The 25,825-nt window shown below is 62.7% G+C and carries 33 protein-coding genes and 1 tRNA gene; 18 read left to right on the top strand and 16 right to left on the bottom strand.

The genetic code is table 11. From position 1 onward, the window contains the following. Positions 1-5: 5 nt before the first annotated feature. Positions 6-371 carry a response regulator gene (locus QQW98_RS02940; protein WP_290136061.1) on the top strand — a complete coding sequence of 122 codons (366 nt, stop codon included), beginning with the start codon at positions 6-8 and terminating at the stop codon, positions 369-371. Positions 372-387: 16 nt separating this feature from the next. Here the strand turns inward: QQW98_RS02940 and QQW98_RS02935 are convergent, their stop codons facing one another. The 3 genes from QQW98_RS02935 to QQW98_RS02925 are packed head-to-tail and all read right to left on the bottom strand — an operon-like array spanning position 388 to position 1,892. After that, a complete protein-coding gene (locus QQW98_RS02935) occupies positions 388-744 on the bottom strand; it encodes a sensor histidine kinase family protein (protein WP_290136060.1) in 357 nt (118 codons plus the stop codon). Between the two features lie 25 nt (positions 745-769). Then, a complete protein-coding gene (locus QQW98_RS02930; protein WP_290136059.1) occupies positions 770-1,150 on the bottom strand; it encodes a PAS domain-containing protein in 381 nt (126 codons plus the stop codon). A gap of 46 nt (positions 1,151-1,196) precedes the next feature. After that, entirely contained in the window at positions 1,197-1,892 is a 696-nt protein-coding gene (locus QQW98_RS02925) for a pirin family protein (RefSeq protein WP_290136058.1), read from the bottom strand. A gap of 270 nt (positions 1,893-2,162) precedes the next feature. Here QQW98_RS02925 and QQW98_RS02920 point away from each other — a divergent pair, with 270 nt between their 5' ends. After that, positions 2,163-2,888 carry a Crp/Fnr family transcriptional regulator gene (locus QQW98_RS02920; protein WP_290136057.1) on the top strand — a complete coding sequence of 242 codons (726 nt, stop codon included), beginning with the start codon at positions 2,163-2,165 and terminating at the stop codon, positions 2,886-2,888. Here QQW98_RS02920 and QQW98_RS02915 read toward each other — a convergent pair. Continuing rightward, positions 2,885-3,148, bottom strand: coding sequence for a carboxymuconolactone decarboxylase family protein (locus tag QQW98_RS02915; protein WP_290136056.1), 264 nt, complete (start codon positions 3,146-3,148; stop codon positions 2,885-2,887). The genes QQW98_RS02920 and QQW98_RS02915 overlap by 4 nt on opposite strands. Beyond that, a complete protein-coding gene (locus QQW98_RS02910) occupies positions 3,129-3,422 on the bottom strand; it encodes a hypothetical protein (protein ID WP_290136055.1) in 294 nt (97 codons plus the stop codon). The genes QQW98_RS02915 and QQW98_RS02910 overlap by 20 nt, the downstream gene beginning before the upstream one ends. A 43-nt stretch (positions 3,423-3,465) precedes the next feature. Between QQW98_RS02910 and QQW98_RS02905 the strand changes: the two genes are divergently transcribed. From QQW98_RS02905 to QQW98_RS02845, 13 genes are all read left to right on the top strand, one after another. Continuing rightward, entirely contained in the window at positions 3,466-4,182 is a 717-nt protein-coding gene (locus tag QQW98_RS02905; protein ID WP_290136054.1) for a helix-turn-helix domain-containing protein, read from the top strand. A 79-nt stretch (positions 4,183-4,261) separates the two neighbouring features. Next, positions 4,262-5,938, top strand: coding sequence for a cytochrome-c oxidase, cbb3-type subunit I (gene ccoN, locus QQW98_RS02900; protein WP_290136053.1), 1,677 nt, complete (start codon positions 4,262-4,264; stop codon positions 5,936-5,938). Between the two features lie 14 nt (positions 5,939-5,952). Next, positions 5,953-6,705, top strand: a complete 753-nt coding sequence (ccoO, locus tag QQW98_RS02895; RefSeq protein WP_290136052.1) for a cytochrome-c oxidase, cbb3-type subunit II — start codon at positions 5,953-5,955, stop codon at positions 6,703-6,705. A 1-nt stretch (position 6,706) separates the two neighbouring features. Then, a complete protein-coding gene (locus QQW98_RS02890; RefSeq protein WP_290136051.1) occupies positions 6,707-6,865 on the top strand; it encodes a cbb3-type cytochrome oxidase subunit 3 in 159 nt (52 codons plus the stop codon). Beyond that, positions 6,855-7,778, top strand: a complete 924-nt coding sequence (gene ccoP, locus QQW98_RS02885) for a cytochrome-c oxidase, cbb3-type subunit III (RefSeq protein WP_290136050.1) — start codon at positions 6,855-6,857, stop codon at positions 7,776-7,778. Before QQW98_RS02890 ends, ccoP begins: the two co-directional genes overlap by 11 nt. Next, entirely contained in the window at positions 7,765-9,348 is a 1,584-nt protein-coding gene (gene ccoG, locus QQW98_RS02880) for a cytochrome c oxidase accessory protein CcoG (protein WP_290136049.1), read from the top strand. Before ccoP ends, ccoG begins: the two co-directional genes overlap by 14 nt. Then, entirely contained in the window at positions 9,348-9,794 is a 447-nt protein-coding gene (locus tag QQW98_RS02875) for a FixH family protein (protein WP_290136048.1), read from the top strand. Before ccoG ends, QQW98_RS02875 begins: the two co-directional genes overlap by 1 nt. Next, the gene (locus QQW98_RS02870) at positions 9,791-11,923 is read left to right on the top strand and encodes a heavy metal translocating P-type ATPase (RefSeq protein ID WP_290136047.1); all 2,133 of its coding nucleotides are present in this window, start codon (positions 9,791-9,793) and stop codon (positions 11,921-11,923) included. The genes QQW98_RS02875 and QQW98_RS02870 overlap by 4 nt, the downstream gene beginning before the upstream one ends. After that, the gene (ccoS, locus tag QQW98_RS02865; protein WP_290136046.1) at positions 11,920-12,072 is read left to right on the top strand and encodes a cbb3-type cytochrome oxidase assembly protein CcoS; all 153 of its coding nucleotides are present in this window, start codon (positions 11,920-11,922) and stop codon (positions 12,070-12,072) included. The genes QQW98_RS02870 and ccoS overlap by 4 nt, the downstream gene beginning before the upstream one ends. A 247-nt stretch (positions 12,073-12,319) precedes the next feature. Next, a complete protein-coding gene (locus QQW98_RS02860; protein ID WP_290136842.1) occupies positions 12,320-13,633 on the top strand; it encodes a radical SAM protein in 1,314 nt (437 codons plus the stop codon). 20 nt (positions 13,634-13,653) lie between these two features. Further along, the gene (locus tag QQW98_RS02855; protein WP_237451936.1) at positions 13,654-13,929 is read left to right on the top strand and encodes a hypothetical protein; all 276 of its coding nucleotides are present in this window, start codon (positions 13,654-13,656) and stop codon (positions 13,927-13,929) included. A gap of 177 nt (positions 13,930-14,106) precedes the next feature. After that, entirely contained in the window at positions 14,107-14,475 is a 369-nt protein-coding gene (locus QQW98_RS02850; protein ID WP_290136045.1) for a DUF2946 family protein, read from the top strand. A 33-nt stretch (positions 14,476-14,508) separates the two neighbouring features. Next, entirely contained in the window at positions 14,509-15,120 is a 612-nt protein-coding gene (locus tag QQW98_RS02845; protein WP_290136044.1) for a hypothetical protein, read from the top strand. An 85-nt stretch (positions 15,121-15,205) separates the two neighbouring features. Here the strand turns inward: QQW98_RS02845 and QQW98_RS02840 are convergent. After that, a tRNA-Ser gene (locus QQW98_RS02840) sits at positions 15,206-15,297 on the bottom strand. A 224-nt stretch (positions 15,298-15,521) separates the two neighbouring features. Here QQW98_RS02840 and QQW98_RS02835 point away from each other — a divergent pair. From QQW98_RS02835 to QQW98_RS02825, 3 genes are all read left to right on the top strand, one after another. Beyond that, on the top strand, positions 15,522-16,364 hold the full coding sequence (locus QQW98_RS02835) for a DUF1134 domain-containing protein (protein WP_290136043.1): 843 nt from the start codon (positions 15,522-15,524) through the stop codon (positions 16,362-16,364). Positions 16,365-16,445: 81 nt separating this feature from the next. Then, a complete protein-coding gene (locus tag QQW98_RS02830; RefSeq protein ID WP_290136042.1) occupies positions 16,446-17,624 on the top strand; it encodes an amino acid aminotransferase in 1,179 nt (392 codons plus the stop codon). Between the two features lie 2 nt (positions 17,625-17,626). Then, entirely contained in the window at positions 17,627-18,169 is a 543-nt protein-coding gene (locus tag QQW98_RS02825; RefSeq protein ID WP_319023301.1) for a GNAT family N-acetyltransferase, read from the top strand. On the opposite strand, the gene QQW98_RS02820 is transcribed toward QQW98_RS02825, so the two are convergent. The 10 genes from QQW98_RS02820 to QQW98_RS02775 form a co-directional block, all read right to left on the bottom strand. Then, entirely contained in the window at positions 18,166-18,780 is a 615-nt protein-coding gene (locus tag QQW98_RS02820) for a riboflavin synthase (RefSeq protein ID WP_290136041.1), read from the bottom strand. The genes QQW98_RS02825 and QQW98_RS02820 overlap by 4 nt on opposite strands. An 11-nt stretch (positions 18,781-18,791) precedes the next feature. Then, a complete protein-coding gene (gene ribD, locus QQW98_RS02815) occupies positions 18,792-19,781 on the bottom strand; it encodes a bifunctional diaminohydroxyphosphoribosylaminopyrimidine deaminase/5-amino-6-(5-phosphoribosylamino)uracil reductase RibD (RefSeq protein WP_290136040.1) in 990 nt (329 codons plus the stop codon). After that, positions 19,768-20,235 carry a hypothetical protein gene (locus QQW98_RS02810; RefSeq protein WP_290136039.1) on the bottom strand — a complete coding sequence of 156 codons (468 nt, stop codon included), beginning with the start codon at positions 20,233-20,235 and terminating at the stop codon, positions 19,768-19,770. Before QQW98_RS02810 ends, ribD begins: the two co-directional genes overlap by 14 nt. A 41-nt stretch (positions 20,236-20,276) precedes the next feature. Beyond that, entirely contained in the window at positions 20,277-21,005 is a 729-nt protein-coding gene (locus QQW98_RS02805) for a M48 family metallopeptidase (RefSeq protein WP_290136038.1), read from the bottom strand. Beyond that, complete coding sequence (locus QQW98_RS02800; protein ID WP_290136037.1) at positions 21,002-21,448, bottom strand: YcgN family cysteine cluster protein; 447 nt, start codon at positions 21,446-21,448, stop codon at positions 21,002-21,004. Before QQW98_RS02800 ends, QQW98_RS02805 begins: the two co-directional genes overlap by 4 nt. Beyond that, positions 21,436-22,023 (bottom strand): SCO family protein, encoded by a 588-nt coding sequence (locus QQW98_RS02795; protein ID WP_290136036.1) that lies wholly within the window; start codon positions 22,021-22,023, stop codon positions 21,436-21,438. Before QQW98_RS02795 ends, QQW98_RS02800 begins: the two co-directional genes overlap by 13 nt. A 53-nt stretch (positions 22,024-22,076) precedes the next feature. Further along, a complete protein-coding gene (locus tag QQW98_RS02790; RefSeq protein WP_290136035.1) occupies positions 22,077-23,015 on the bottom strand; it encodes a cation diffusion facilitator family transporter in 939 nt (312 codons plus the stop codon). A gap of 5 nt (positions 23,016-23,020) precedes the next feature. Continuing rightward, complete coding sequence (gene mtgA, locus QQW98_RS02785) at positions 23,021-23,689, bottom strand: monofunctional biosynthetic peptidoglycan transglycosylase (protein WP_290136034.1); 669 nt, start codon at positions 23,687-23,689, stop codon at positions 23,021-23,023. A 104-nt stretch (positions 23,690-23,793) separates the two neighbouring features. After that, positions 23,794-24,705 carry an RNA polymerase sigma factor RpoH gene (rpoH, locus tag QQW98_RS02780; protein ID WP_290136033.1) on the bottom strand — a complete coding sequence of 304 codons (912 nt, stop codon included), beginning with the start codon at positions 24,703-24,705 and terminating at the stop codon, positions 23,794-23,796. Positions 24,706-24,827: 122 nt separating this feature from the next. Then, positions 24,828-25,778 (bottom strand): RluA family pseudouridine synthase, encoded by a 951-nt coding sequence (locus QQW98_RS02775; protein WP_290136032.1) that lies wholly within the window; start codon positions 25,776-25,778, stop codon positions 24,828-24,830. Positions 25,779-25,825: the final 47 nt, after the last annotated feature.

Genomic DNA, 25,825 nt, shown 5'->3' with positions numbered 1-25,825 from the left:
TTGCCATGGGGCCCGAAAGCCAGAAAATCCTCGTGCTGGATGACGAGGCGCTGATCGCCTTCGATCTCGCCGCTACGGTGGCGAATCTCGGCTATGCGGTGGCCGGTCCCGCCATTTCGCTGGACGAGGGTTTCCGCATTTTCGAGGCCGAGAATCCCGATCTCGCCCTGCTCGACGTCGACGTCGCCGGATCTCTCGTATGGCCGCTCGCCCGCAAGCCGGCGGCCAAGGGTTGCCGGCTGGTTTTCGTGTCCGCCGATGTCAGCCATTCGCAGCTTTGCGATGAATTCTCGCGCAGCCCGCTGATCGAAAAGCCGGCATCGCCGGCGCAAATCGGTGAGGCGATCAGCGCAGCGGGCGGCCTGCACTAGATTTCAGGAACGGCGCTCAGGCGAGGTCCGGTGCGTCGGCAAGCTCGAATTGCAGGCGCCGGCAATAGCCGGTGTCTGTCCGCGTGCCGCTGACTTCCGCGTGCAGCTGACGGGCGGTACCGTCGATAAGGTTCGAGCCGAAGCCCGCCTCGCCCTCTTCGGACTGGGTCGTGCCGGTTTCGCCCCAATCGATGGACAGGGCGCCGTCCTTGCAGGTCCAGCTGACGCCGATCCTGCCATCCTTCACCGCCAGCGCGCCGTACTTCGCGGAATTGGTCGCCCATTCGTGAAGGATCAGCGCGATCGAAGTGATCTGGCTGTCAGGGATCACGATTTCCGGTCCCTTGAGATCGACCTCCTGCCCGTCGTGCATCGCCGTGGTGACGGTTTCGATCAGGTCATGTAGCGGAGCCGAGATCGTATCGCTGCGCCGTCCGCTCAGGGCGTGGTTCTGGGCGAAGGCGTGGATCCGTCCGCGCAGGCTCTTGGCCAGTTACGCAGGGGATGGCGAAGCGTTCTTCGGGCTCGTCACTCTCGTAAAGGAATTCGCGGATGCGCGCGCAGACTGGCCCGCCGCCGGTTTCGGGCTGGAGGAAGCGGCAATTCTTGCCGAGTGATTCCTCCGCACTGTATCCGCAGATGTCGAAGAAGGCTTGGTTCAGGCCGATCAGCGGCGCGTCCTCTCGGTCGAGGTCGGCGATAGTGAGCGAAGCCCGGCTCTTCTCGAACAGGCTGCGTATGCCTTCCGGAAGATCGACGTCGGGGAGGAAATGCACCATGGCGGCGGCATTGGCCAGTCCCGTGCCGCCGCCAAGGGCCTGAATTCTAGCGCGTATCCACCAGCACGATTTCGCTGTCTTCCAGCGCCACGATGCGGATCCTTTCGACTTCGGCGACGGCGACACCGTCACGTTCGTTGGCGAATTCGCCGTTCACTTCGATGGAGCCGGTTGCGGGCACGAGATAGGCCTTGCGCCCGTCGCCCAGCGACCACTCCGCGCTCTCGCCGGCGGAAAGGGTAATGCCGGCCACGCGGGCATCGGTGCGGATCATCAGCGCATCCTCATCGCCCATGCCGCTCGCCAGGATCGCCCAGTCGCCGGCGCGTTCGCCTTTGGGGAAAGGCTTGGCGCCCCAGCGCGGCTCGCCGCCCGCTTCGGTCGGCTGGATCCATAGCTGGAACAGGCGGGTCTCCTCGTCTTCCAGGTTCATCTCAGCGTGCTGGATGCCGCTGCCCGCGCTCATCACCTGCACGTCGCCCGCGCCGGTGCGGCCTTCGTTGCCGAGGCTGTCCTTGTGCGTGATCGCGCCCTGGCGGACGTAGGTGATGATTTCCATGTCGCGGTGGGGATGCGGGGGAAACCCGCTCTTCGCCGCGATCTGGTCGTCGTTCCAGACGCGCAAGGCGCCCCAGCCCATGCGGGCGGGATCGTAATAGTTGGCGAAGGAGAAATGGTGCCGCGCGTTGAGCCAGCCGTGGTCGGCATGACCCAGGCTGTCGAAGCTGCGTACGTCGATCATGAGGCAATGCTCCCGATTGGGTATTCGGGATCTATGTAGGATCGAAACGCGGCGTTTGAAGCGGTGGCGGAGACGGAGGGATTCGAACTTCGTCGATAAGGTTATGTTTCGTAACATTAGTTTGATCTAGACAGAGCGTAATACCCCCTTGCATACCCCGAATTAAAATTGGATCCGCCTGCAATTTCCTCAGTTCTGTCCGACTGCCGGTCGATATCGAAATCGGACGATAGAGATTGAACCTATCCGTCTTACCGTTAGACGAAAAACATGAACACCCGACACCCCTCTGACGCTGTCAATTTCTGCCAGGCATGCGCCGTACGGAACCGGGCGATTTGCGCAGACCTCGACAGGGAAGAGATCGACCTGCTCAATGCAATCGGGCGAAGAAAGACAATCACGCCGGGCGAGCAATTGCTCTGGGAAGGCGATAAAGCGGTCCTTGTGGCGAACGTCATCCATGGCATCCTCAAGCTTTCGACGCATTCGGCGGAAGGCAAAGAGCAAATCTTGGGGCTGGCCTATCCATCCGATTTTCTCGGACGCCCGTTCGGTTCCACCACACCCTACAGCGTCGAAGCGCTCACCGATGTTCAGGTCTGCCTGTTTCAGCGTGCCGATTTCGACCGTTTTGCCCGGGAGCATCCGAGACTGGAGCACAAGCTGCTCGAGCGGACGCTGACGGAACTAGACCGGACGCGCCGGTGGATGCTGCTGCTGGGGCGGATGAACGCGGAACAGAAGCTGGCTAGTTTTTTGCTTGAGACCGCGGACAGGCTTCAACCTGCGACGTGCAGTTTCTTTGCCGAGAGTGATGCCAGTGTTATTGAGCTTCCTCTCACTCGCCAGCAGATCGCCGATGTCCTGGGGCTGACAATAGAAACCGTCAGCCGTCAGTTCAGTCGGATGAAAAACGAGGGACTGATCGCTATCCCGTCACGCCGCAGCGTCGAATTGCGCGATCGCCAGCGTCTGGAAGCGATCGCCGCCTAGCCTTCTCCGGACGCCTGATCTGTATATTGATCGTAGGCTTCGAGCGCGTGGGCTGCATACATCGCGCTCGGACCAGTACCCATATACACCGCCAGCCCCATGGTTTCGGCAATCTTTTGGCGCGTTGCGCCGTGCTTGCGAGCGCCCTCGACATGAAACGTGATACAAGGATCGCAGCGCACAGCGACGGAGATCGCCACGGCCAGCAATTCCTTGGTGTTGGAGTCCAGCGCGCCTCCCTCATGCGCAGAGGTCCCCATTTCCCGAAAGGCCTTCAATGTCGGTATTGACGGCCGTGATCCCGCCGTCTGGCAACACGACAGTTGCGAACGCCTTGATCTGGATTCGGCCGGCGTCGTCTTGCGCGCTGGCGATCGAAGGGACTGTAGCGGCCCCCACAGCAAGCATGCCTGCAAGTATCTTCAAGTTCATGGTTTTTCTTTCCTGGTTCAATGGCCGCACGTTGCAATAACGGTGGCTGCGCAACGATGACTCGTCATCACAGACACGGGGGCAATCATTGATCTGAATCAAGGACGACTCGTGTTGCTTGACCCATGGTCAAGCCATGACAAACATGAATCATCACAGCCCACTGCCTGTCGTGAATCCATTCGAGCAATTTGAAGCGGCCATACTTCCGGCGGGCGTCGCGCCGGATGTGCGAGTGCGGTTCCAGTCACTTGCGCGCCACGCCGTTGCGGATGCTGGTGGTGCCCCCTTGGAGCATCAGGAACAGGACCAGATCGTATTCGTGGCGAGCGGCGCTACGAAGCTTGTCGCGCGGGCATCGCTTGGTCGAGAGCAGATCGTGGCGTTTCATTTTGCCGGCGACCTGGTTTCCCTGCCAGCGCGAGGAAGACATTCCTATTCGCTGGTTGCGCTGCAACGGAGTGAATTTCTCTCTTTCTGTGCGACCGATTTCCTTGCATCCGCCCAGGACGCGAGCGGTATCACAAACGAGATCCTCCGGCGTTCGCTTGTATCCCTTTCGCGCTGCCGCGAAAAATCCATCATCCTTGGTCGAAAAACGGCTCAGGAACGCCTCGCAAGCTTTCTTGCGACGATGGCGGACCGCATAGGTGTGCCGCAAGACAGCGGTTGTGTTCTTGATCTGCCGATGTCGCGACGCGACATCGCCGACAGTCTCGGACTGACGATAGAAACAATCAGTCGCCAGTTCACCATTCTTCGCGATCTTACCCTCGTGGAAACCACTGGCCGTTCCACCGTCTCCCTTACCGACATCCCAGCGCTGGAGGATCGAGCCGGGCATCTGCCAGTGGCGGCGTGATTATTTTACCGATTTGACTTGGATCAATGAACGATGCGCGCCGCTGCACTAGTCCTCGCGAAAATGGACGGAGATTCTGATGCAGGCTGAAGCTGCACTAGGCCGGACGGGGCTGTGGTTTTTCGTAATGTTGCTTTCGATCGTTGTTGTTGCAACAGCGGCTGATAGTGGTTTCGCAGCCCATGCGACCATAATCGCCATCGTGGCGTTCGCGCTGATGTTGATGAGCGCGGCGCGGTTTGATCCGGTCAGTAATGGCCGCACATTCTTCAAGATGCCCGACGGCCCTTCGCGGTATGATGACGATGTCGTGCGTTGGGGCGCGATTGCCACGATGTTCTGGGGCATGGCCGGGTTGGCGGCTGGACTTTTCATCGCGTTGCAACTCGCTTTCCCCCAGTTGAACTTCGAACCCTATTTCAACTTCGGGCGAGTGAGGCCGCTGCACACCAGTGCGGTCATATTCGCATTCGGAGGCAATGCCCTGATTGCAACGAGCTTTTATGTGGTTCAGCGCACCTGCCGCACCCAGCTCGCCTTCCCGTCGCTCGCGCGGTTCGTCTTCTGGGGCTACCAGCTTTTCATCGTGCTCGCTGCAACCGGCTACTTGCTGGGTATCACGCAAAGCCGCGAATATGCAGAGCCGGAATGGTATGTCGATCTGTGGCTGACGATCGTCTGGGTTGCTTATTTCGCTGTCTTCGTCGGCACCATTATTCGCCGTCACGAACCGCACATTTACGTCGCCAACTGGTTCTACCTGGCGTTCATCGTCACGATCGCGATGCTTCACATCGTCAACAATCTGGCAGTCCCGGTCAGCTTCCTTGGGTCGCGCAGCTATAGCGCGTTTGCGGGGGTGCAGGATGCGCTGACGCAGTGGTGGTATGGACACAACGCGGTCGGTTTTTTCCTGACCGCGGGATTCCTCGCGATGATGTATTACTTCGTGCCGAAGCAGGCTGAGCGGCCGGTTTATTCCTATCGCTTGTCGATCATCCACTTCTGGTCGCTGATCTTCCTCTACATCTGGGCGGGGCCCCACCACCTGCACTACACCGCTTTGCCGGACTGGGCGCAGACCCTGGGCATGGTCTTCTCGGTAATGCTCTGGATGCCGAGCTGGGGCGGCATGATCAACGGCCTGATGACCCTGAACGGGGCTTGGGACAAGGTGCGAACCGATCCGATCATACGCATGATGGTGATGGCGCTCGCCTTTTACGGAATGAGTACTTTCGAAGGCCCGATGCTTTCGATCAAGAGCGTAAACAGCCTCTCGCACTACACCGACTGGACCATCGGCCACGTCCACTCGGGCGCGCTCGGCTGGAATGGCATGATCACCTTTGCGGCCATGTATTATCTGTTCCCCCGCCTTTGGAAGCGCGAGCGGATGTATTCGCTGCGCATGATCAACTGGCACTTCTGGCTCGCGACGATCGGAATTGTTTTCTACGCGTCCAGCATGTGGGTGGCCGGCATCACCCAGGGCCTGATGTGGCGCGAATACGGGCCCGACGGATATCTGGTGAACAGCTTCGCCGATACGGTCGCGGCACTTCATCCGATGTATATCATGCGGGCGTTCGGCGGTCTCCTCTACCTCTCGGGGGCAGCAATCATGAGCTACAATGTGTGGATGACGCTCGCAGGCAAACTGCGGGATGAAGCACCGATGACGGATACGCCGCATAACGAGGCGGCGGACCGGCCGATCGTCACCCCCCAACCTAATGCCGTTCCGGCAGAATAAGAGAACTCAGACTCATGGGCCTGGCCGAACGCCATAAGAAACTGGAACGCAACATCACCCTGTTGGCGGTGGGAACTTTCATCACCGTCGCCATCGGGGGGATCGTCGAAATCGCTCCTCTGTTCTGGATCGACAACACGATCGAGGAAGTCGAAGGCATGCGGCCTTACACTCCCTTGGAACAGGCAGGCCGTGACATTTACGTGCGCGAGGGGTGCTATTCCTGCCATAGCCAGATGGTGCGTCCCTTCCGCGATGAGGTCGAACGTTACGGGCACTACAGCCTGGCGGCCGAAAGCATGTACGATCACCCGTTCCAATGGGGTTCGAAACGTACTGGACCGGACCTCGCGCGAGTTGGCGGCCGCTATTCCGATGAATGGCACGTTCAGCACTTGCAGGATCCGCAGAGCGTGGTGCCTGAGAGCATAATGCCGCAATATGGCTTCCTGGCCGAGACCAATCTCGAAATGGGTGATCCCGGTGCTCATTTGGGTGCCCTGCGTCGGGTTGGCGTCCCATACACCGACGAAGATATCGCGCAGGCTATGGCCGATCTGATTCTGCAGGCCGATCCGGATGCGGACGGCGATGTCGAAGATTTTATCCAGCGCTACCCGAAGGCGCAGGTGCGTGACTTCGACGGCGATCCCGACCGCATTACGGAAATGGATGCGCTGGTGGCTTACCTACAGATGCTGGGAACCCTCGTCGATTTCGACAGTGCCGCCGCGCAGGAAGAGCTCGCACAAGAGAAGGGCCGCTAACATGTACGAATTCCTTCGCGAGTTTTCTGTCAGTTATGGACTGGTGGCGATGATGATCGTTTTCGTCGCGCTATGTCTGTGGCCGTTCCGGCCAGGTGCTCAAAAGCACAACCACCAGGCCGCACAATCGATTTTCGAGGACGAAGCTCATGGCGAATGAAGGCCCGAACAAGCGGGTGGATCAGCCGACTGGAACCGAGTTTGTCGGGCATGAGTGGGACGGCATCGAAGAACTCGACACGCCCATGCCCCGCTGGTGGGTATGGACTTTCTATCTCACGATCATATTCGCCTTGGGTTACATGATTGCCTACCCCGCATGGCCGATGTTCGAGAAAGCGACCGAAGGCGTCCTTGGGTGGTCGAGCCGGGGCCAGTTGGCGGAAGACATCGACGCCGCTGACCAAGCGCGCGTTTCGGTGCGCGAGGCGCTTGCTCGCATTCCCATCGAGCGTTTGCCTGATGACAGTGCGCTTATGCAGCAGGCAGTCGCGGGAGGTGCAGCTGCGTTTCGCGTCAATTGCGTTCAATGTCACGGTTCCGGGGCTGCCGGTAGTCAGGAGCTCGGCTATCCGAACCTCAATGACGACGACTGGCTTTGGGGTGGTGACCTCAGAGCGATCGAGTACACCCTTGTTCACGGCATTCGTCAGGCAGGCGACGATCAAACGCGTGCGAGTCAGATGCCTCCGTTCGAGGGGGCTTTCGACAGCAATCAGATGGACGCTCTCGTTTCCCATGTCCTTTCGCTGAGCGGTAAGGGGCAATCGACCCCTCTCGGGGCGCAGACATTTTCCGATAACTGTGCCGCCTGTCACGGTTCCAGCGGTGAGGGCAATCGCGAGCTAGGAGCGCCGCGGCTCAACGATGCGATCTGGCTTCGCGGAAGTAGCCGGGAAGCAATCACGCGACAGATACTGAATCCGCGCATGGGAATGATGCCGAAATGGGAGGGGCGCCTTGATCCGGTGACTATCAAGATGCTGGCCGCCTACGTTCATTCTCTCGGAGGTGGCGAAGACTTCTTGGAAGTTGCCGAGGATCCCGAGGCCGAAGTCGATGAGCAACCCTGACGGACAAAAGTCCGGCGGCGATCGCGACTGGTCTGTCGTTGTCGAAGATGGAATTGCCAAGAGCAACGAACCTGTCTCCAGCGCGGTAGCCGAACCCGCAGCGACGACCCGGCGGCACGAACCGCACGAACCGCCCCGGCAGCCTTTGCCGGAGAAGCTCTACAAACCGCGTGAGCCGGTTCACAACAAGCGCGTACGCGGGCCATTCCGCACGTTCAAATGGCTGGTGATGCTGGTAACGCTCGGCATCTATTATGTGACCCCCTGGATACGCTGGGATCGCGGCCCCTACGCACCCGATCAGGCCGTGCTGGTCGACATGGCCAATCGTCGTTTCTACATGTTCGGTATCGAGATATGGCCGCACGAGTTTTACTTCGTCGCCGGTCTGCTCATCATGGCGGGTATAGGTCTTTTCCTCGTGACCAGCGCCGTGGGCCGTGCGTGGTGCGGCTATGCCTGCCCGCAAACCGTGTGGACCGACCTATTCCAGCACGTAGACCGGCTGATCGACGGTGACCGAAATGCCCGCATCCGCCTTGATCGTGCCCCCTGGACATGGGGCAAGGTATTCCGACGCGGATTCAAATGGACAATTTACGCGCTCATCGGGTTGGTGACCGGTGGCGCCTGGATATTGTACTTCGCCGACGCGCCTACATTGTTCCGGGACTTTTTCGCAGGCGAGGCAGCGCCAGTCGCTTACATAACCGTCGCCGTTCTTACCCTCACGACCGTGACGCTGGGCGGGTTCATGCGCGAGCAGGTCTGCATCTACATGTGCCCGTGGCCGCGCATCCAGACCGCCATGCTCGACGAGAAGTCGCTTATTGTCACCTACAAGGACTGGCGCGGCGAACCCCGCGGCAGTGTGAAGAAAGCCAAGAAAGAGCCGGAAAAGTTCGGGGACTGCATAGATTGCACCCAATGCGTGCAGGTTTGCCCGACCGGCATCGATATCCGGGAAGGGCCACAAGTCGGCTGCATAACCTGCGCTCTTTGCATCGATGCATGCGACAAAGTCATGGCCGATATCGGGCGACCGCGCGGATTGATTGATTATGCGACGCTCGAAGATTGCGAGCGCGAAGCCAATGGCGCAGAGCCGCGCTCGCCCTGGCGCACGTTGTTGCGACCGCGAACCATTGCCTACTTCCTGATCTGGGGCAGCATCGGCCTTGCAATGCTCTTTGCACTCGGGGTGCGCAGTCACACGGACCTGACCGTGTCCCCTGATCGCAATCCACCCTTCATGCTCATGAGCGATGGATCCGTGCGCAATTCCTTCACGTTGAAACTGCGCAATATGGAAAGCCGGCCGCGTGATATGGAAATTTCGATCGAAGGTCTGCCGGGCGCAGTGATGTGGTCCGATACAATCAATCGGCGCGATGCCGCAGCGACACAGGTCGTAACAGTTCCCGCGGACCAGACGCGGGCGGTTCGCGCTTACGTGATGGTACCCGAGGGCACAGAGACCCGCGATTTCACCTTCCGCATCACATCGCAGGACGAGCAAGGCGAAACGGATGCTGTCAAAACCCGCTTTTCTGCGCCCGGCGATAGTTGATGCGCCGCGAACTTAAAGGCCGGCATATCGCCGTAATCTTTATCAGTGGCTTCAGCATCGTGATGGCCGTGAATTTCTATATGGCGGCCTTGGCGACGCAAGGTTTCGGCGGAGTAGTTGTCGAAAATTCCTACGTCGCGAGCCAGAAGTTCAACGGCTGGCTCGAAAAGGCCCGGGAACAAGATGAACTTGGCTGGACTGCCGAAGTTTCGCGCAGTCCCGACGGTAAACTGCAGGTGGCGGTAACCGACGCCCCAGTCGACCTACAAGTGTCGGTACAATTGAGGAGGCCGCTCGGCCGTCCGGAAGCGATGGACCTGGTCTTGCGTTCTCTGGAAGGCAGTGCATTCACCTCCGACGAGCCAATTCCTTCGGGCCGCTGGATCGCGCGGGTGTCCATGCGTTCTGCCAACGATCGCTGGACAAGGGAATCGAGGCTGGAATGAACGCGCCCGCCGCCATCGACGTCGCCGCGCATGGGCAGTTGACCGATACCCGGCTGACGGTTCCCGGCATGCGCTGTGCCGGCTGCATTGCGAAGATCGAGCGGGGTCTCGGCGGGGTGGATGGTATCGCCTCGGCTCGCGTCAACTTCTCTGCCAAGCGCGTGGCGGTCCGGCATGACAAGGGCATTTCCGAACAAGATCTCGTCGTTCGGCTGCAAAACCTCGGTTTCGAAGCCCAGGCGATAGCCTCCAATCCGCTGGCGAGAGACGACCGAGAAACGCAAACCCTGTTGCGGGCCCTTGCGGTGGCGGGCTTCGGCATGATGAACATCATGCTGCTATCGGTGAGTGTCTGGTCGGGGGCTGGAGGCGTTACGCGTGAACTGTTCCACTGGCTTTCGGCTCTGATCGCGATACCCGTGGTGGCCTATTCGGGGCGCCCGTTCTTTTCGTCTGCTGCGATGGCATTGCGCTATCGCCGCACGAATATGGATGTGCCGATATCAATCGGTGTGGTCCTCGCAACGGGTCTTAGCATCTACGAAACGTTGATGGGCGGGGAACACGCCTATTTCGACAGCGCGGTGATGTTGCTGTTCTTCCTGCTCGCCGGCCGGGCGCTTGATGACACGATGCGTAACAAGACCCGCTCGGGGATTGGTGCGCTGTTAAGCCGGATGGGACGCAGCGCAGGAGTCGTCCAGCCTGACGGGACCATCGTCCGTATGGACGCTGACGAACTGAAGCCTGGCATGCTGATGCTGCTGGCGGCAGGCGAAGCTCTCCCCGCTGATGGCGTGGTCGAAAAGGGGACCGCATCCATCGACAATTCGATGCTAACCGGTGAAAGTGCGCCGGAAGCGGTCGGGCATGGAGCACTTGTGCATGCCGGGGCGATCAATCTGCTTCACCCGATACATGTTCGGGTGACCGCGACCGGAAGCGACACCGCAATCGCTGAAATCGCCCGCCTGATGGACGAAGCGGGGCAATCGCGCAGCCGATATGTTCGGATTGCCGATCGCGCTTCGCGTCTTTACGCGCCAGCCGTCCATTCCCTTGCACTCCTGGCCTTTGTCGGCTGGATGTTAGCTGGTGCTGGTTGGCACCAATCGCTCGTCATCGCCATTGCGGTGCTGATCATTACCTGTCCGTGCGCGATGGGCCTGGCGGTACCAGCGGCCCAGATCGTTGCCTCCGGGGCGTTGATCCGCAAAGGCTTGCTGGTGAAGGACGGAAGCGCACTGGAGCGCTTGGCAGAAGTCGACGCGGTTGTCTTCGACAAGACCGGCACTCTTACTCTTGGCGACATGCGCGCTGACGTTGCCGCGCTTGATAGCGAGCAACAGTCCATCGCTCTAGCTCTCGCTCAAGCCAGTCTCCATCCTGTCAGCGTGGGCCTTGCGAAAACGCTCAGCGAACGCGGTCAAGGGCCCGCGGACGTCGTCCATATCGAAGAAGTTTCCGGTCAGGGGATCAAGGGTTCCTTTTCGGGACGAAGCGTCGCCTTGCGAAGGCCACGGCAAAGATCCGGCACCACTAGCGTAGATCTGCAGATCGGCGAGGAAACGACGTCGATTGATTTCGCCGATGAATTGCGCCCCGATGCGGGCGAAACCGTGACCCGCTTGCAGGCCATGGGGCTAAGCGCCACTATGTTGTCTGGCGATGCGGAGCAGGCCGTAAGCGACGTGGCCTTGGAACTGGGTATCTCTGGACGGGGCGGAGTGGATCCCGCAGGAAAACTTCGCGCGCTTGATGCGATGAAGGCCAAGGGCCGGCGGCCGCTGATGGTTGGCGACGGGTTGAACGATGGTCCGGCCCTTGCCGCAGCCCATGCCAGCATCGCACCAGGCACGGCCAGCGATGCCAGTCAACAGGCGGCGGATGCGGTTTTTATCGGGGAGCGACTGAAGCCTGTGGCACTCGCAGTCCAGGTTGCTCGCCGGACGATGGCGATCGTCCGTCAGAATTTCGGTTTCGCAATCGGATACAATATTCTCGCCGTGCCACTGGCGCTGGCGGGGTTCGTTACGCCCCTGATCGCTGCGATAGCGATGTCGTTGAGCTCGCTCGTTGTCGTTGGCAACTCGCTGCGTCTCGCCCGGGCAGCGGAAGGTGACGTATGAGCGTCCTGTTATATCTTATTCCCATCGCGCTGGGCATGGGCGGGATCGGGCTTGCCGTCTTCTTCTGGGCGATGCGCGACGGCCAGTTCGAAGATCTCGACGGCGCAGCGAACCGCATCCTTATTGATGACGAGAATGACGCTTCGTGAGTACTTTTTATTCGGCAATGATCGCGTTGCTGCCAGCGCTCGTGGGCCCGCTTCCCGATGCCGCGGACCAATTGACGCTATCCGTCTGCGGAAGCGGAGCAATGGTAACGATAGATCTTGGTCGGGAGGCCCCGGAACCCGCACAGGGTCCTTCATGTCATGGGAAAGCGTGCCATGCAGGCTGCAGCCGCAAGAAGTTTGATCCAGCGCAATGACCGCGAACAATCTCCTGCATAAACCGAGCCGCATGTGGACATATTATCCTGACCTGCTCGCCACGCCGGTGCCGCGATACACCAGCTTCCCCACCGCAGCCGAATTCGGAGAAATGCCTTCCGACGACTATCGGCAGGCACTTTCGAATGTCTCCGGCGCTGTCTCGCTCTACCTGCACATCCCATTCTGCGAAAAAATCTGCTACTATTGCGGGTGCAACACCGGGGCTGCGGGCCGGCGGTGCAGGTTGGAATCCTATCTCGACGCCCTGCATCGTGACATCGAGAGCGTGGCCGCCTTGTTGCCTGCCGGAACCGAAATCAGTCGGGTTTCCCTCGGCGGAGGCAGTCCAAATGCCATCGCGCCGACGGATTTCGTGCGATTGGTCGATGCCCTGACAATCCAATTCGGCCTGACCGACCCGGCCTATTCCATCGAACTGGATCCGCGGACCATGACCCGTGACTGGGCCGAAGCATTGTGCCTGGTTGGTGTGGATCGCGCGAGTCTGGGCGTGCAGACCTTCGCTAGGCACTGCCAGGAGCGTATCGGACGCGTCCAGTCGGAAGATATGATCGTGCAGACCACCGACTGGTTGCGCGAGGCCGGTGTGACCTCGCTCAACTACGACCTGATGTACGGTCTTCCTGGGCAAACCCGCGACGATTTGCATGACAGCCTCAGCCGTACCCGGGTCCTGGGTGCAGACCGGATCGCTCTTTTTGGCTACGCCCATGTCCCGCATATCGTGCCACGGCAACGCGCCATCGATGCGACCGGCCTGCCCGATCAGGCAGAGCGCTTCGCAATGGCGGCTGAAGGATACGCTTATCTTGTGACGCACGGATACACGCCCGTCGGCTTCGATCATTTCGCAATACCCGGAAAGGATGCCGTCGCGAGTGCCGCCCTGTCAGGTCAATTGAAACGAAATTTTCAAGGTTTCACCGATGATCAAGCGCCCAATCTGATTGGTCTGGGTGCGTCGGCCATCAGCGCGTTTCCGCATCTGATCGTCCAGAACGAGAAGAACAGCGGTCGTTACAGAATGCGCGCAAGTGCGGGCAACCTCGCTACCGAGCGCGGTGTTCACCGCTCCGCCGATGATCGTCTTCGTGGAGAAATCATCGAGGCATTGCTTTGCCGTGGAGAAGCCAACGTCGCGCCTAGGCTGCTCGCCGAAGTGCAACCTCATCTTGAACGGTTCGTCGATCGAGGCCTCGCTGCGGTTTGTGGAGGCAGTCTTCAAATTTGCCCTGACGGCCTGCCTTATGCCCGGACAATATCCTCTCTATTCGATCCATATCGCCGACAATCATCGCGCCGCTTCAGCTCTGCGGTCTAATCCTACAGGAAGTATCGTCTATGCCGCTCTGGTTCTTTCCCGCGCTCATGGGACTTCTGGCCACCATAAGTCTCGTCGCCGGTATATGGCTTCTGCTTCATCTTCGCGATGTTGCTGCCGTTTTCGCGGGCCGCGAAGATGGTGAGTTCGTTCGCGGGCCGGGACGACGGCGGGCGTCGAAATCGCGCGTCTGGTTCGCGATCATAGTTTTTAATGCCGGATGGATCGCTTGTCTGCTTATCTGGATATTCGTCATCGGGGGCGATGCGAACGCGATGACCGATGCGGCCTCCTAGAAGCGATAATGACGGATGGTCGTAACCTGCTGTGCTTTAGCTGTGACCTGCTCGTACCAGTCAAATTTTTGCAAGTGGCGATCTGTTGATTTGCAACCCAGACGCTTGAGGTACTGATCGCGAGTAACTAGGCGCTGAGAACTGCCAACCGCGAGAAACCCAATGAAGCGAGCTGTCGTGCTTGCCATTCTCGCACTGATATTGCTGGTGTCCAACGTGTTACCCACAGGCTGGATGCCAGACCGGGAACCCGACGGCACGCTAGTCGTCCGCATCTGTTCGCAAGGATTGACCGAAGCACTGCGCATACGGTTCGAAGCGCTTGCTCAAGCTCGGGCCGACCATGCGATGCATGGTGCTGATGAGCAATCGGGCGACGAGAACCAAGCGGCCAGCGATCCATGCCCATACGGCGTCGTCGCGAACGCCTTCGCGGTCCCGCCAGCTTCTCCTCCGATGGCAGAACCCGTCGAAGCCATTGAAGCGGACCTGCTTCTCCTTGCATCGAATGTCGACATAGGGACGGGGCTGTCGGCACCGCTCTAGGACGTATCGACGGGCGGCACCCGGATTCAGGAAGTGAACGACTATTACCGGGCCCGCGAAGTCCGCATTCGCGAGCGAATGCCCGCCGACGTTCGATACGATAACCCACATGAAGACCTGTGGGCATGGTTTCGTCATTGGGACAGGGAACTTCCCCAATGGAAAGATCGCCGCCTTTACGCTCGCCAGCTTTTCGGACCCGCGATCGAAACGTTGGCGAAACGATCTTCGGTCCCTTTGCCGGAACGGGAAGCTTCAGGATGGCAACGCGTCGATCGGGCATTGTCGAAGGCGCGGGCGCAACTTGGCCTAGCTTCAGCCGAAGAAGACTTTCAACAAATCGGCTTGTTGTGCCGCGAAGTGCTCATATCGCTAGAGCAAGCGGTCTATGACCCGCTTCTTCATTCGTCGCCCGATGGCGTCGAACCTAGCGAAAGCGACGCCAATCGGATGATCGGCGCATACATCGCATTCGCGTTCGGCGGTTCAAGCAACGAGGAAGTGCGCGCCCATGCCAAAGCATCGCTTCGGCTGGCGCTTGCCTTACAGCATCGGCGCACCGCAAACCGCAAACTCGCGGCGCTATGTCTCGAAGCGTCGTCGTCAACAGTCGCCGTAATTTCGATCATTGCCCGGCCAACGTAACGCCGGATCGTGCCCAAATCCTATGAGGGAAAGGAAGGGGTAAGTCTGGCGATTTGGCCGCTAAGTCGTTGAATTCAACGAAAGGTGGCGGAGACGGAGGGATTCGAACCCTCGATACCCGTTACCAGGTATGGTTCCTTAGCAGGGAACTGGTTTCAGCCACTCACCCACGTCTCCGGACCGATGCGGCGTGGGCGGGCCTATAGCGAGCGGGCTGGCATGCTTCAAGCGCGCTGTGGGCACGGGGTGAAAACACTTGGCAGGATATGTGTGCGAACTCGGTTCGCCGCAGAATCGATTCGGTTCGGCGCGCATTCATTGCCGCTTCAGCGTCCAGGGACTCTGATCGCCCGCGGACAGGCGCGCATGACGCGCCGCGGGATCGTCCCTCGGAGGAACATATGGCTCACTCGCTCAAGCACATGGCCCGGTCGCTGGCACTGGCGGCGGCGGCATTCGGCCTCGCGGCAGGTGCGCCCGCGCTCGCGCAGGGGATCGCGACGATCGATCCCGACACGATGATCGACGGCGACCTGGCTCAGCCGCAGACCCCGCCTGCCGACGGGCCGGATGCGCCCATCATCACCGCGCAGCCGGTGTACGAGCAGGACGCGCCCGAAGATTACGCCGATGATTACGACGACGGCGGGGCAGAAGTCGACACGTCCGGCGGCGTCGCCACATGGTCGGGCGAGGATTTCGCCCAGCCGGCCGGCGCATCGGAAGCGGCTGCCGAAGCCGCCGCCGATCCCGCCGACAGTCAGACCTACCAGTCCGACGATTTGATCGGCGCGGCGGAAGGCCTGTTCGGGGAGGGCGCGGAAGGTGTCGCCCGGCTAATCGAGGACCTGCTGAAGGAACAGGGCGAACCCAACGGCTACATCGTCGGCCGCGAAGGCGGCGGTGCGTTCATTGTCGGGGTACGCTACGGTTCCGGCACGCTGTACCACAAGGTCGAAGGCGAGCGGAAAGTCTACTGGACCGGGCCGTCGGTGGGCTTCGATGCCGGCGCGAATGCGGGCTCCACCTTCGTCCTCGTCTACAACCTGTTCGACACGCAGGACCTGTTCCGGCGCTTCCCCGCGGGCGAAGGACAGGCCTATCTCGTCGGCGGCATGTCGGTGTCCTACGTCCGGCGCGGCGACATCGTGCTGATCCCGATCCGCGCGGGCGCCGGGCTCAGGGCTGGGGTCAATGCGGGCTACCTGCGCTTTTCCGAAAAGCAGCGCTGGCTGCCCTTCTAGACCGCTCGCGAATAGCTATCCACGGCGGCGCCCTGCCGATTGCCGCTTGAAGCGTGCGCGCGGGCGCGGCATTGGGCCTGCATGCTCGAAAACCTCTCTGCGCAGGCGCCCGACGCCCTCCTCGCCCTGATAAAGCTCTATGGCGCCGACACGAGGCCCGACAAGATCGACCTAGGCGTGGGCGTGTACCGCACGGACGAGGGCGCCACGCCCGTGTTCCGCTCGATCAAGGGCGCGGAACGCCAGCTGGTCGAGGAACAGGACAGCAAAAGCTATCTCGGCCCTGAAGGCGACACCGGCTTCGTCGATGCGCTGAAGCCCTATATCTTCGGCAAGGACGAGGCACGCGGAGGCTCGATCGAAGGGATGCAGACCCCCGGCGGCACCGGCGCCGTGCGGCTGGCACTGGCGGTGGCGCAGGCGGCAGGCGTGACCCGCGTGCTGATGGGCACGCCGAGCTGGCCCAACCATGCGCAAATCCTGAAGGACCTCGGCCTGGAGCTGGCGGGCTTCAACCACGCGACGGTGGAAGGCAAGGCCGACCTTGCCGCGCTGGAAGAGGCGCTGGCGGGAGCCGGCGCGGGCGATGCGCTGCTCCTCCACGCATCGTGCCACAACCCCACCGGCGTCGACTACACGATGGACCAGTGGGAGCGGATCGCCGCGCTGGCAAAGGACAGCGGCGTGCTGGTGATCATCGACAGCGCCTACCAGGGCTTGGGGCAGGGCATGGAGGAAGATGCCGCCGGCCTGCGCCTGATGGTCGATGCGCTCGACGAACTGCTCACCTGCTACAGCTGCGACAAGAACTTCGGCCTCTACCGCGACCGCGTCGGCGCGCTCTACATCAAGGCGAACGACGACGAGGTGCTGGAGCGGACCTTTTCAAACTGCAATTCGCTCGCCCGAGCCAGCTGGTCGATGCCGCCCGACCATGGCGCCGCCGCCGTGCGCCACGTGCTGCGCGACAGCGACCTGACCCGGCAGTGGCAGGACGAGGTGGACGAAATGCGCACCCGCATGCGCAGCGTCCGCGCAAAGCTGGCGGCCGCCGACAACCGCGTGCCCGGCCTCGACCTCAAGCAGCTCGAAAACCAGAACGGGCTGTTCGCCATGCTCAAGCTGGACAAGGACCAGATCGAGCGTCTGCGCAAGGATCACGGCGTCTACATGGCGGGTTCCGGCCGTATCAACATCGCCGGCCTGACCAGCGGCAATGTCGGAAAGTTCATCGCCGCACTGGAAGACGTGACGGGATAAGCGTGCTGGATCGGCAACCGGTCCTGCAGGACGACCGCGTCCGATTGCGACCCTTGCATGCGTACGACTGGCACGCCCTGTATGCGGTAGCCGGCAGCCGCGAGCTATGGGCCCTGCACCCGCGCAGCGACCGGTGGCAGGAGCCGGTGTTTCGCGAATTCTTCGATGACGCGCTGGCGAAACAGGGTGCGCTCGCCATCATCGACCGGAACGGCGACCGCATCGTCGGGTCGAGCCGGTTCCAAAGCTACGACCCGGCGGATGGCGGGGTGGTGGAAATCGGCTGGACCTTCATCGCCCGGAATCTTTGGGGAAGCGGCATGAATGCCCGCGTGAAGCGGTTGATGCTGTCCCATGCGCTGGCATCCGTGGAACGCGTGGTGTTCCGGGTCGGCGAGAACAACCTCGTCTCTCGCAGGGCGATGGAGAAGATCGGCGGCCGCCTGACTGGCCGCATCGAAGAGGCCGAAGGGGCGACCGGCCCCCAGCGGAATGTCATCTACGAAATCGACCGCGCCGCGTTCGCGCAAGGGCCGCTGGCCTAGCCCCGCAGCGCGACCATCCGCTGGAGGTAGCGGGCCAGAGTGTCGATCTCCAGGTTCACGCTGTCGCCGGATGCGAGGGTGCCCAGTGTCGTCACTTCGGCGGTGTGGGGGATGATGTTGAGCCCGAACTGGCAGCCATCGTCCGTATCCTCGACCGAATTCACAGTGAGCGAGCAGCCGTCCACGGTGATCGAGCCCTTGGCCGCGATATAGGGCGCGAGGCCAGCCGGGGCGAGGATGGTGAGGCGGGTCGAATCCCCCTCGTCTTCCGCCGCGATGACGCGCCCGACGCCATCGACATGGCCGGTGACGATATGGCCGCCCAGCTCGTCGCCCATCTTCAGCGCGGGTTCGAGATTGAGGCGCGCGCCTTCCGCCCAGCGCGCGGCGTTGGTCAGGCCCACGGTCTCTGCCGAAAGGTCGACGGTGAACCACGCGGCGCCCGCATCCCCGCCCTTGCTCACCACGGTCAGGCAGCAGCCGGAGCAGGCGATCGAAGCGCCGATGGCGATGTCCGCCGGGTCCCACGGGCAGGCGATGGTGAGGCGCAGGTCGCCGCGCTCTTCGCGGTTGGTGACGGTGCCGATGGCGGTGACGATGCCGGTGAACATGGACGCTCCTGTCAGGCCGGATTGCGGCTGCGGGTCCGCTCGTAGACTTCGAGCATATCGCTGCCAAGCGCCGCGGTTGCGATCCGCTGCCAGCGGCCATGCGCTTGCGCCAGGTCGGCAAGGCCGATGTCGCCGACGGAAGCCATGCCGCCGCCGATGACGATGGGCGCGCGGTAGACCAGCAAGCGGTCGACATGGTCGGCGGCAAGGAAGGCTGCCGTGGCCCCTGCGCCGCCTTCCACAAAGAGATATTGCGCGGGCGCAAGCGGCGACAGGTCGGCAGGATCGCGCAGCGCCTGCCAGCCATCCGGCGTCTCGCCGCGCGTCAGCACCCAGCGGGTTGGCGAGCGATCCTCCAGCCCTTCCAGCCGCACGTCGAGCGATGGCGTATCGGCGCGCAAGGTCCCGCCGCCGACGAGGATGGCGTCCGCTCGTGCCCGCTCGCGGTGCGTGTGGGCGCGCGCGGCAGGTCCGGTGATCCATTGGCTGGTCCCGTCGGCGAGCGCGATGCAGCCGTCGATGGAAAGCGCGAGTTTCAGCGTGACGTGCGGGCGGCCCAGCGCGGCGCGGGTCAGGTAACCGGCAAGGCTATCCGCGCAGCGCGGGCAATCGGCCAGCACGGTCTCGATCCCGGCAGCCTCCAGCCGGGCGATGCCGCCGCCTGCCGTGCGCGGGTCCGGATCGCCGGCGCCGATCACCACGCGCGCCAGTCCGGCCGCTGCGACCAGCGCGGAGCAGGCCGGGCCGCGCGCGCTGTCATGGGCGCAGGGTTCGAGCGTGACATACAGCGTGGCACCTGCCGCATCGCTGCCGGCCTGCGCCAGAGCGACAGCCTCCGCATGCGGGCGGCCGCCAGCTTGCGTCCAGCCGCGACCGATGACGCGGCCCTCCTTTACGATGATGGCGCCGACGGACGGGTTGGGCGCACTGACGGGGCGACCGCGCTCCGCCAGCGCGGCAGCCGCGGCGAGCCAGCGCAGGTCGGCCTTACTGGCCGTCAAGCAGCGCCCTTTCGGCATCGCGGCGGCGTGCGTCGAGCCGCTGCTGCTCGGCGGCCTTTTCTGCCGCCTCTTCCGCTGCCAGTTCGCGCTCCATCTCGTCCACGTCGAGCCCGGTGGCGCGGCCCAGTTCGCGGTAGAGGCTCTTGCGCAATTCGACCCGTTCCTCGGCTTCGGCGCGCAATTCGTCCTGCCGCTTCTGGTTCTCGACGTTGGAGGCCATGATCTGCTCGTCGGTCCGGCCGGGCTCGAAGAATTCGATGTAGTCCACTTCGGGGCTTTCCGGCTCCATCGGCTGGTCTTCGGGCAGGAAGGTATAGAAAATCGCGAAAGTCGCCGCGCCCGCAACGCCGAGGATATGCCAGCGATAGGGGTTGGGTCGGCGCCATTGCCCGGCGAAATCGGACACTGCGCGCCTGGGCGAGAGGTTCTGCAGGAAGGTGCGGAAAATGCTCATCTTCCGCACAAGATAGGGATTTGTGCCCGCGCGCGCCAGTCTTAGCCGAACTGCGCGTAAAGGCTGCGACCGTGCGCTTTCAGCCAGCGGTCTGCGGCCCCGATGTCGGCGTCATAGATGTGCCCCAGCAGTGCGTGAAAGGCGGGGCTGTGATCGAAATGCACGAGATGCGCGACCTCGTGGGCGACCACGCTGCGGCGGACATGCGCGGGTGCCTGCACCAGCCGCCAGTTGATCCGCACGACCTGCTTGCCCGAGCAGCTGCCCCATCGGCTTTTCGCACGGCTGAGGCGGATTTCGGGCAGCGGCACCCCGGCGCGTTCGGCGTAGAAGGCGAGATCGGCGGCGCACAGGCGCAGCGCCTCGCTCTCCAGCCAGCGCTGCAGGCGCGCGGGCAAGCGGTCCTGCGGCCCGCCGAGGGTGAGCGTGCCGGCGTCCGTATCGGCGCGCGGGGTGCGCGGGTGGGCGGCGTGCCAATCGATCCGCCAGTCTTCCCCGCAATAGCGGAAAGTCCCGCCGGCCTGCGGCGGATCGCGCTGCGGGATTTTCTCGAGCTGGCCAGCCAGCCATTCCGACTTCGCATGGGCAAAGGCGATCGCCTCGCGCGTCGGGGCCCAGCGCGGCACGGTGAGGTGCACCGCGCTGCCGTCACGCGCCAGCCGCAGGGTCAGCCGCCGGGCGCGGGCATTGCGCTTGAGAAGGATGGGGAGGGGCCGTCCGGCGAGGACGATTTCGTGATCGCCCGGCGCGCCCTGCAGCCATTCGATCACGGTTCCTCCTCCCAGTCGACCATGTGGTGCTCCAGCGGTCCCGCATCGGTTTCGCTGATCACGCGGTTGTGGACGGACACGCCGGCCTTGCGCACCGCGTCGCGGTCACCGCTGAGGAGGTAGTGCCAGTCGGGCAATGCCTCGCCCCGTGCGCGGCGGCGATAGGCGCAGGTCTGCGGCAGCCACGGCAAATCGTTCACATTGCCCGCGGTCAGGCGCAGGCAATCGGGTACACGCGCCTTGCGATGGCGATAATCGCTGCACAGGCCGGTCGCCGTGTCGAGCAGCTTGCAGGCGACATTGGTGTCGTAGATCCGGCCCGTGTCGGCATCCTCGACCTTGTGCAGGCAGCAGCGCCCGCACCCGTCGCACAGGGCTTCCCATTCCGCGCGAGTCAGCTCCGCCAGATCGAGCTGCCAGAACCTGTCCCTCAGCTCACCCACTGCTTCAGCTCTGCCTCGACCGCCTTGCCGCCCTGGTCTACGGAAATCGGCGCGATCGGTTCGCCCGACGGGCTAAACAGGATTGCGGACCGGCTGTGATCCATCAGGTAGCCGCCATCCGGCGTTTCCTCGCCCTTCGCAAAATAGACGGCGAACTTCTTGGCCGTGGCGGCGACCTGTTCGGGCGTACCGGTCAGCCCGACGATGTCCGGCGAAAAGGCGCCGGCGAATTCGGCGACCACGTCCGGCGTGTCGCGTTCCGGATCGATGGAGATGAAGATCGGCACCAGCGCCTGCGCGGCGGCGGGATCGCTTTCCTTCAGCGCCTTGTAACCGCGCGCAAGGTTGGCGACGTCGTTGGGGCAGATGTCGGGGCAGAAGGCGTAGCCGAAATAGACGAGCCGGTATTTGCCCTCGAAATCGGTCCACGACACGTCCGCGCCATCGGTGCCGGTGAGCGTGAAATCGCCGCCGATCGACGCACCGGCCAGCGGCGGTTCGGCAGGCGGGGGCGCTTCGGCGCAGGCGGTGGCCGTGAGGAGGATTGCGGCAGCTGAGGCGAAGATCGGTCGCATGTCTCTATTCGAATGGGTTGTTGTGTCGTATCGCGCAAGTCTTGAACGCTGCCCTATACGCAGGCCTGCGCGCAGTCGTCGCTGGTTTCGACCTGGATGGTGGCGTGGCCGATGCGGTGATGGTGCTTCAGTTCCTCGGCCACTTCCATCAGGAAGCTGTCCCCCGGATGGCCGCCCGGCATCACCAGGTGCGCGGTCAGCGCGGTTTCGGTTGTGCTCATCGGCCAGATGTGGAGGTCGTGGACCCGCGCCACGCCGTCGATCCCGCCAAGATAGCCGCGCACCGCGCCTTCATCGATGCCGGCGGGCACGCCGAGCAGGCTCATGCGGATGGAATCCTTAAGCAGGCCCCACGTACCCCACGCGATCAGGGCGACGATCAGCAGGCTGGTGACGGGGTCGATCCACAGTGCGCCGGTGTACCAGATCAGCGCGCCGGCGATGACCACACCCAGGCTGACGAGCGCGTCGGCGGCCATGTGCAGGAACGCGCCGCGGATGTTGATGTCGCTCTTGCGGCCGGACATGAAGAGCAGCGCGGTAGCGGTGTTGATGACGATGCCGATCCCGGCGACGATCATAACCGTGCCCGGCTCGATCGGCTGCGGGTCGGCAAAGCGGTGCAGCGTTTCCCACAGGATCACGCCCAGCGCGGCGAGCAGCAGCAGCGCGTTGGCGAGCGCGGCAAGGATGGTGGAGCTCTTGTAGCCGAAGGTGAAGCGGTTGCTCGGCGGTTTCTTCGCCAGCGTCGCCGCGCCCCAGGCAAGGATCAGGCTGAGGACATCGGATAGGTTGTGGCCAGCATCCGCGACCAGCGCCATCGAACCGGACAGGAAGCCGTAGACCGCCTCCACGACGACGAAGGCGGTGTTGAGGACGATGCCGATCGCAAAGGCGCGGTCATAGTCGCCCGGGCCGTGGTCGTGGCCATGCCCGTGCCCGCCGCCATGGCCATGCCCATGCCCGCTACCGTGTGAGTGTCCCGCCCCCATGGCGCTCAGTTGTAGACGCAGGCGTCGAGCGCGTCACGCCTGACGACGCCGATGCGGGCGGAAATCGTGTTGCCGTGGCGGCGCAGCCAACCGCCCGGGTTCTTCACGCTGCGCTTCTTGGGCAGGGGCAGGGCGGCTGCCATGCGCGCCGCCTCAATCCGCGTCAGGCTGGCAGCGGACTTGCCGAAATAGCGCTGCGCCCCGGCCTCGGCTCCATAGGTGCCGATGCCGGTTTCCGCGACGTTGAGGTAGACTTCCATGATCCGCCGCTTGCCCCAGATATTCTCGATCAGGAATGTGAACCAGGCTTCCAGCCCTTTGCGGAAATAGCCTCCGCCCTGCCACAGGAACACGTTCTTGGCGGTCTGCTGGCTGATGGTGGAGCCGCCGCGGATGCGCCCGCCTTCCATGTTGCGCCGCATCGCATTCTCGATCGCCTTGCGGTCGAAGCCGTCGTGGCTGCAGAACTTGCCGTCCTCCGCCGCGATCACCGCATCCACCAGGTTGCGGTCGATCTGGCTCAGGCTTTCCCAGTCCTTGGTGATGCCGTTTTCGTCCATCACCATGGTCGCGGTGACCGGCGGCGGGACGAAGCGGAACACGATCACCAGCAGCAGGCTGAGCGCGACGAAACCGACGACGAACTTGGCAAGGAACCTGGCGACCCGAAGCATGGGCCGGAATTAGCGGCGTGGCACCCCCGGTGCAAACAAAAGGCCGGGTGCAAACAAAAGGGCGAGCAAATGCCCGCCCTCCCGTCTCCGCTATGTTGAGTGGATCAGCCCGTAACCGCTGCCGGCAGGAAGCGTTCGCCGGCGATGCGGAGCATGGCCTTCTGCAGCTTCTCGAACGCGCGCACCTCGATCTGGCGGATGCGTTCGCGGCTGACGTCGTACACCTGCGACAGTTCTTCCAGCGTCTGCGGATTGTCCGTCAGGCGCCGTTCGGTGAGGATGTGCTGTTCGCGCTCGTTCAGCGATTCCATCGCTTCGGTCAGCATCTCGCGGCGCACCGTCGCTTCTTCTGCGTCGGCGACGGTTTCGTCCTGCAGCGGGCGATCGTCGGTCAGCCAGTCCTGCCACTGGCCGCTGCCGTCCTCGCCGTTGCGCATCGGCACGTTCAGCGATCCGTCCCCGCCCATCATCATCCGGCGGTTCATGTTGATCACTTCCTGCTCCGGCACGCCGAGATCGGTGGCGATCTTGGCGACGTCTTCCGGATGGAGGTCGCTGTCCTCGTAGGCTTCGAGCTGCTTCTTCATCCGGCGCAGGTTGAAGAACAGCTTCTTCTGCGCGGCGGTGGTGCCCATTTTCACGAGGCTCCACGACCGCAGGATGAATTCCTGGATCGATGCCTTGATCCACCACATCGCATAGGTGGCGAGGCGGAAGCCGCGATCGGCCTCGAACTTCTTCACGCCCTGCATCAGGCCGACGTTGCCTTCGGAAATGAGATCCGACACCGGCAGGCCGTAGCCGCGGTAACCCATGGCGATCTTGGCCACGAGGCGCAGGTGCGAGGTGACGAGCTGCGCTGCAGCTTCGCTGTCCTCATGCTCCTCGTACCGCTTGGCGAGCATGTATTCCTGCTCTGCCGTCAGTACGGGGAACTTCTTGATTTCGGATAGGTAGCGGTTGAGGCTCTGCTCCCCGCCCAGTGCTGGCACTGTTGGTCGTTTCGTATTGCTCACGTCTTTCCCTGACCTTTCATTGTCGACCGCTGGTGCAAGGACCCCTGATGGGCATCCTGCGTGCACGGTCACTCGGTGAAATCCTTATACGATATTTCTTGCGCGATGGCCCGCAAATTTCCTTAATAAGAACCAGAAACCCGCTCGATCAGTTCCGCCATGTCGGGCGGTAAATCGCTGATAAAATGCAACTCGTCGCCGGTGACGGGATGGACGAAACCGAGCTCGGCTGCATGGAGCGCCTGGCGGGTGAACGCCAAGTCTCTGAGAAGGCGGCGTAATGGGGCGGGAGTCCGGCCATAGACAGGGTCCCCTAATAGCGCATGGCCGATTGACGCGCAGTGAACGCGGACCTGGTGGGTGCGCCCTGTTTCCAGCCGGCATTCAAGCAGACTTGCTGCGGGAAAAGTTTTTATGGTCCGGTAATGGGTTACGGCATGCTTCCCGCGCTGCGAATCGGGCGCAAGGACGGCCATTTTCTTACGATCCCGGTCGCTGCGGCCGAGCCGCGCATCGATCGTGCCGGATGGCGGCACCGGCACCCCGCCGACCAGCGCGAGGTACGCGCGGGTGAGCGAATGGTCGGCGAACTGCCGCGCCAGCCCTTCGTGCGCCGCATCGCTCTTGGCCACCACCAGCAGGCCCGACGTGTCCTTGTCGATCCGGTGGACGATGCCGGGCCGCGCGACTCCGCCGATGCCGCTGAGGCTGCCGCGGCAATGGTGCAGCAGCGCGTTGACCAGCGTACCGTCCGGATTGCCGGCGGCGGGGTGCACCACCATGCCTGCAGGCTTGTCGACCACCACGAGATGCGCGTCCTCGAACACGATGGGCACGGGGATGTCCTGCGGGATCGCTGCCAGCGGTTCGGGAGGGGGCAGTTCGACAGCGTACGTCGCGCCGGCGCGCACCTTCGCCTTGGCGCTCGTCGCCGGCTCCCCGTCCACCGTGACGGCGCCGTCGGCGATCAGCGCCTGAACCCGTGCGCGCGACAGGCCGGTCGCCTCGGCCAGCGTCTTGTCGAGCCGGTCCGTGGTGGCAATCGTGCCGTCTATGTGCGTCTCGTTCGCCATTGCGCCGCGCGCCATAGCGCGCCAGCGTTGGGCTTGTCGAAGCCTGC

The organism is Alteriqipengyuania flavescens (assembly GCF_030406725.1).
Lineage (GTDB): Bacteria > Pseudomonadota > Alphaproteobacteria > Sphingomonadales > Sphingomonadaceae > Alteriqipengyuania_B > Alteriqipengyuania_B flavescens.
This window is presented reverse-complemented; position numbering and strand designations above follow the sequence as displayed.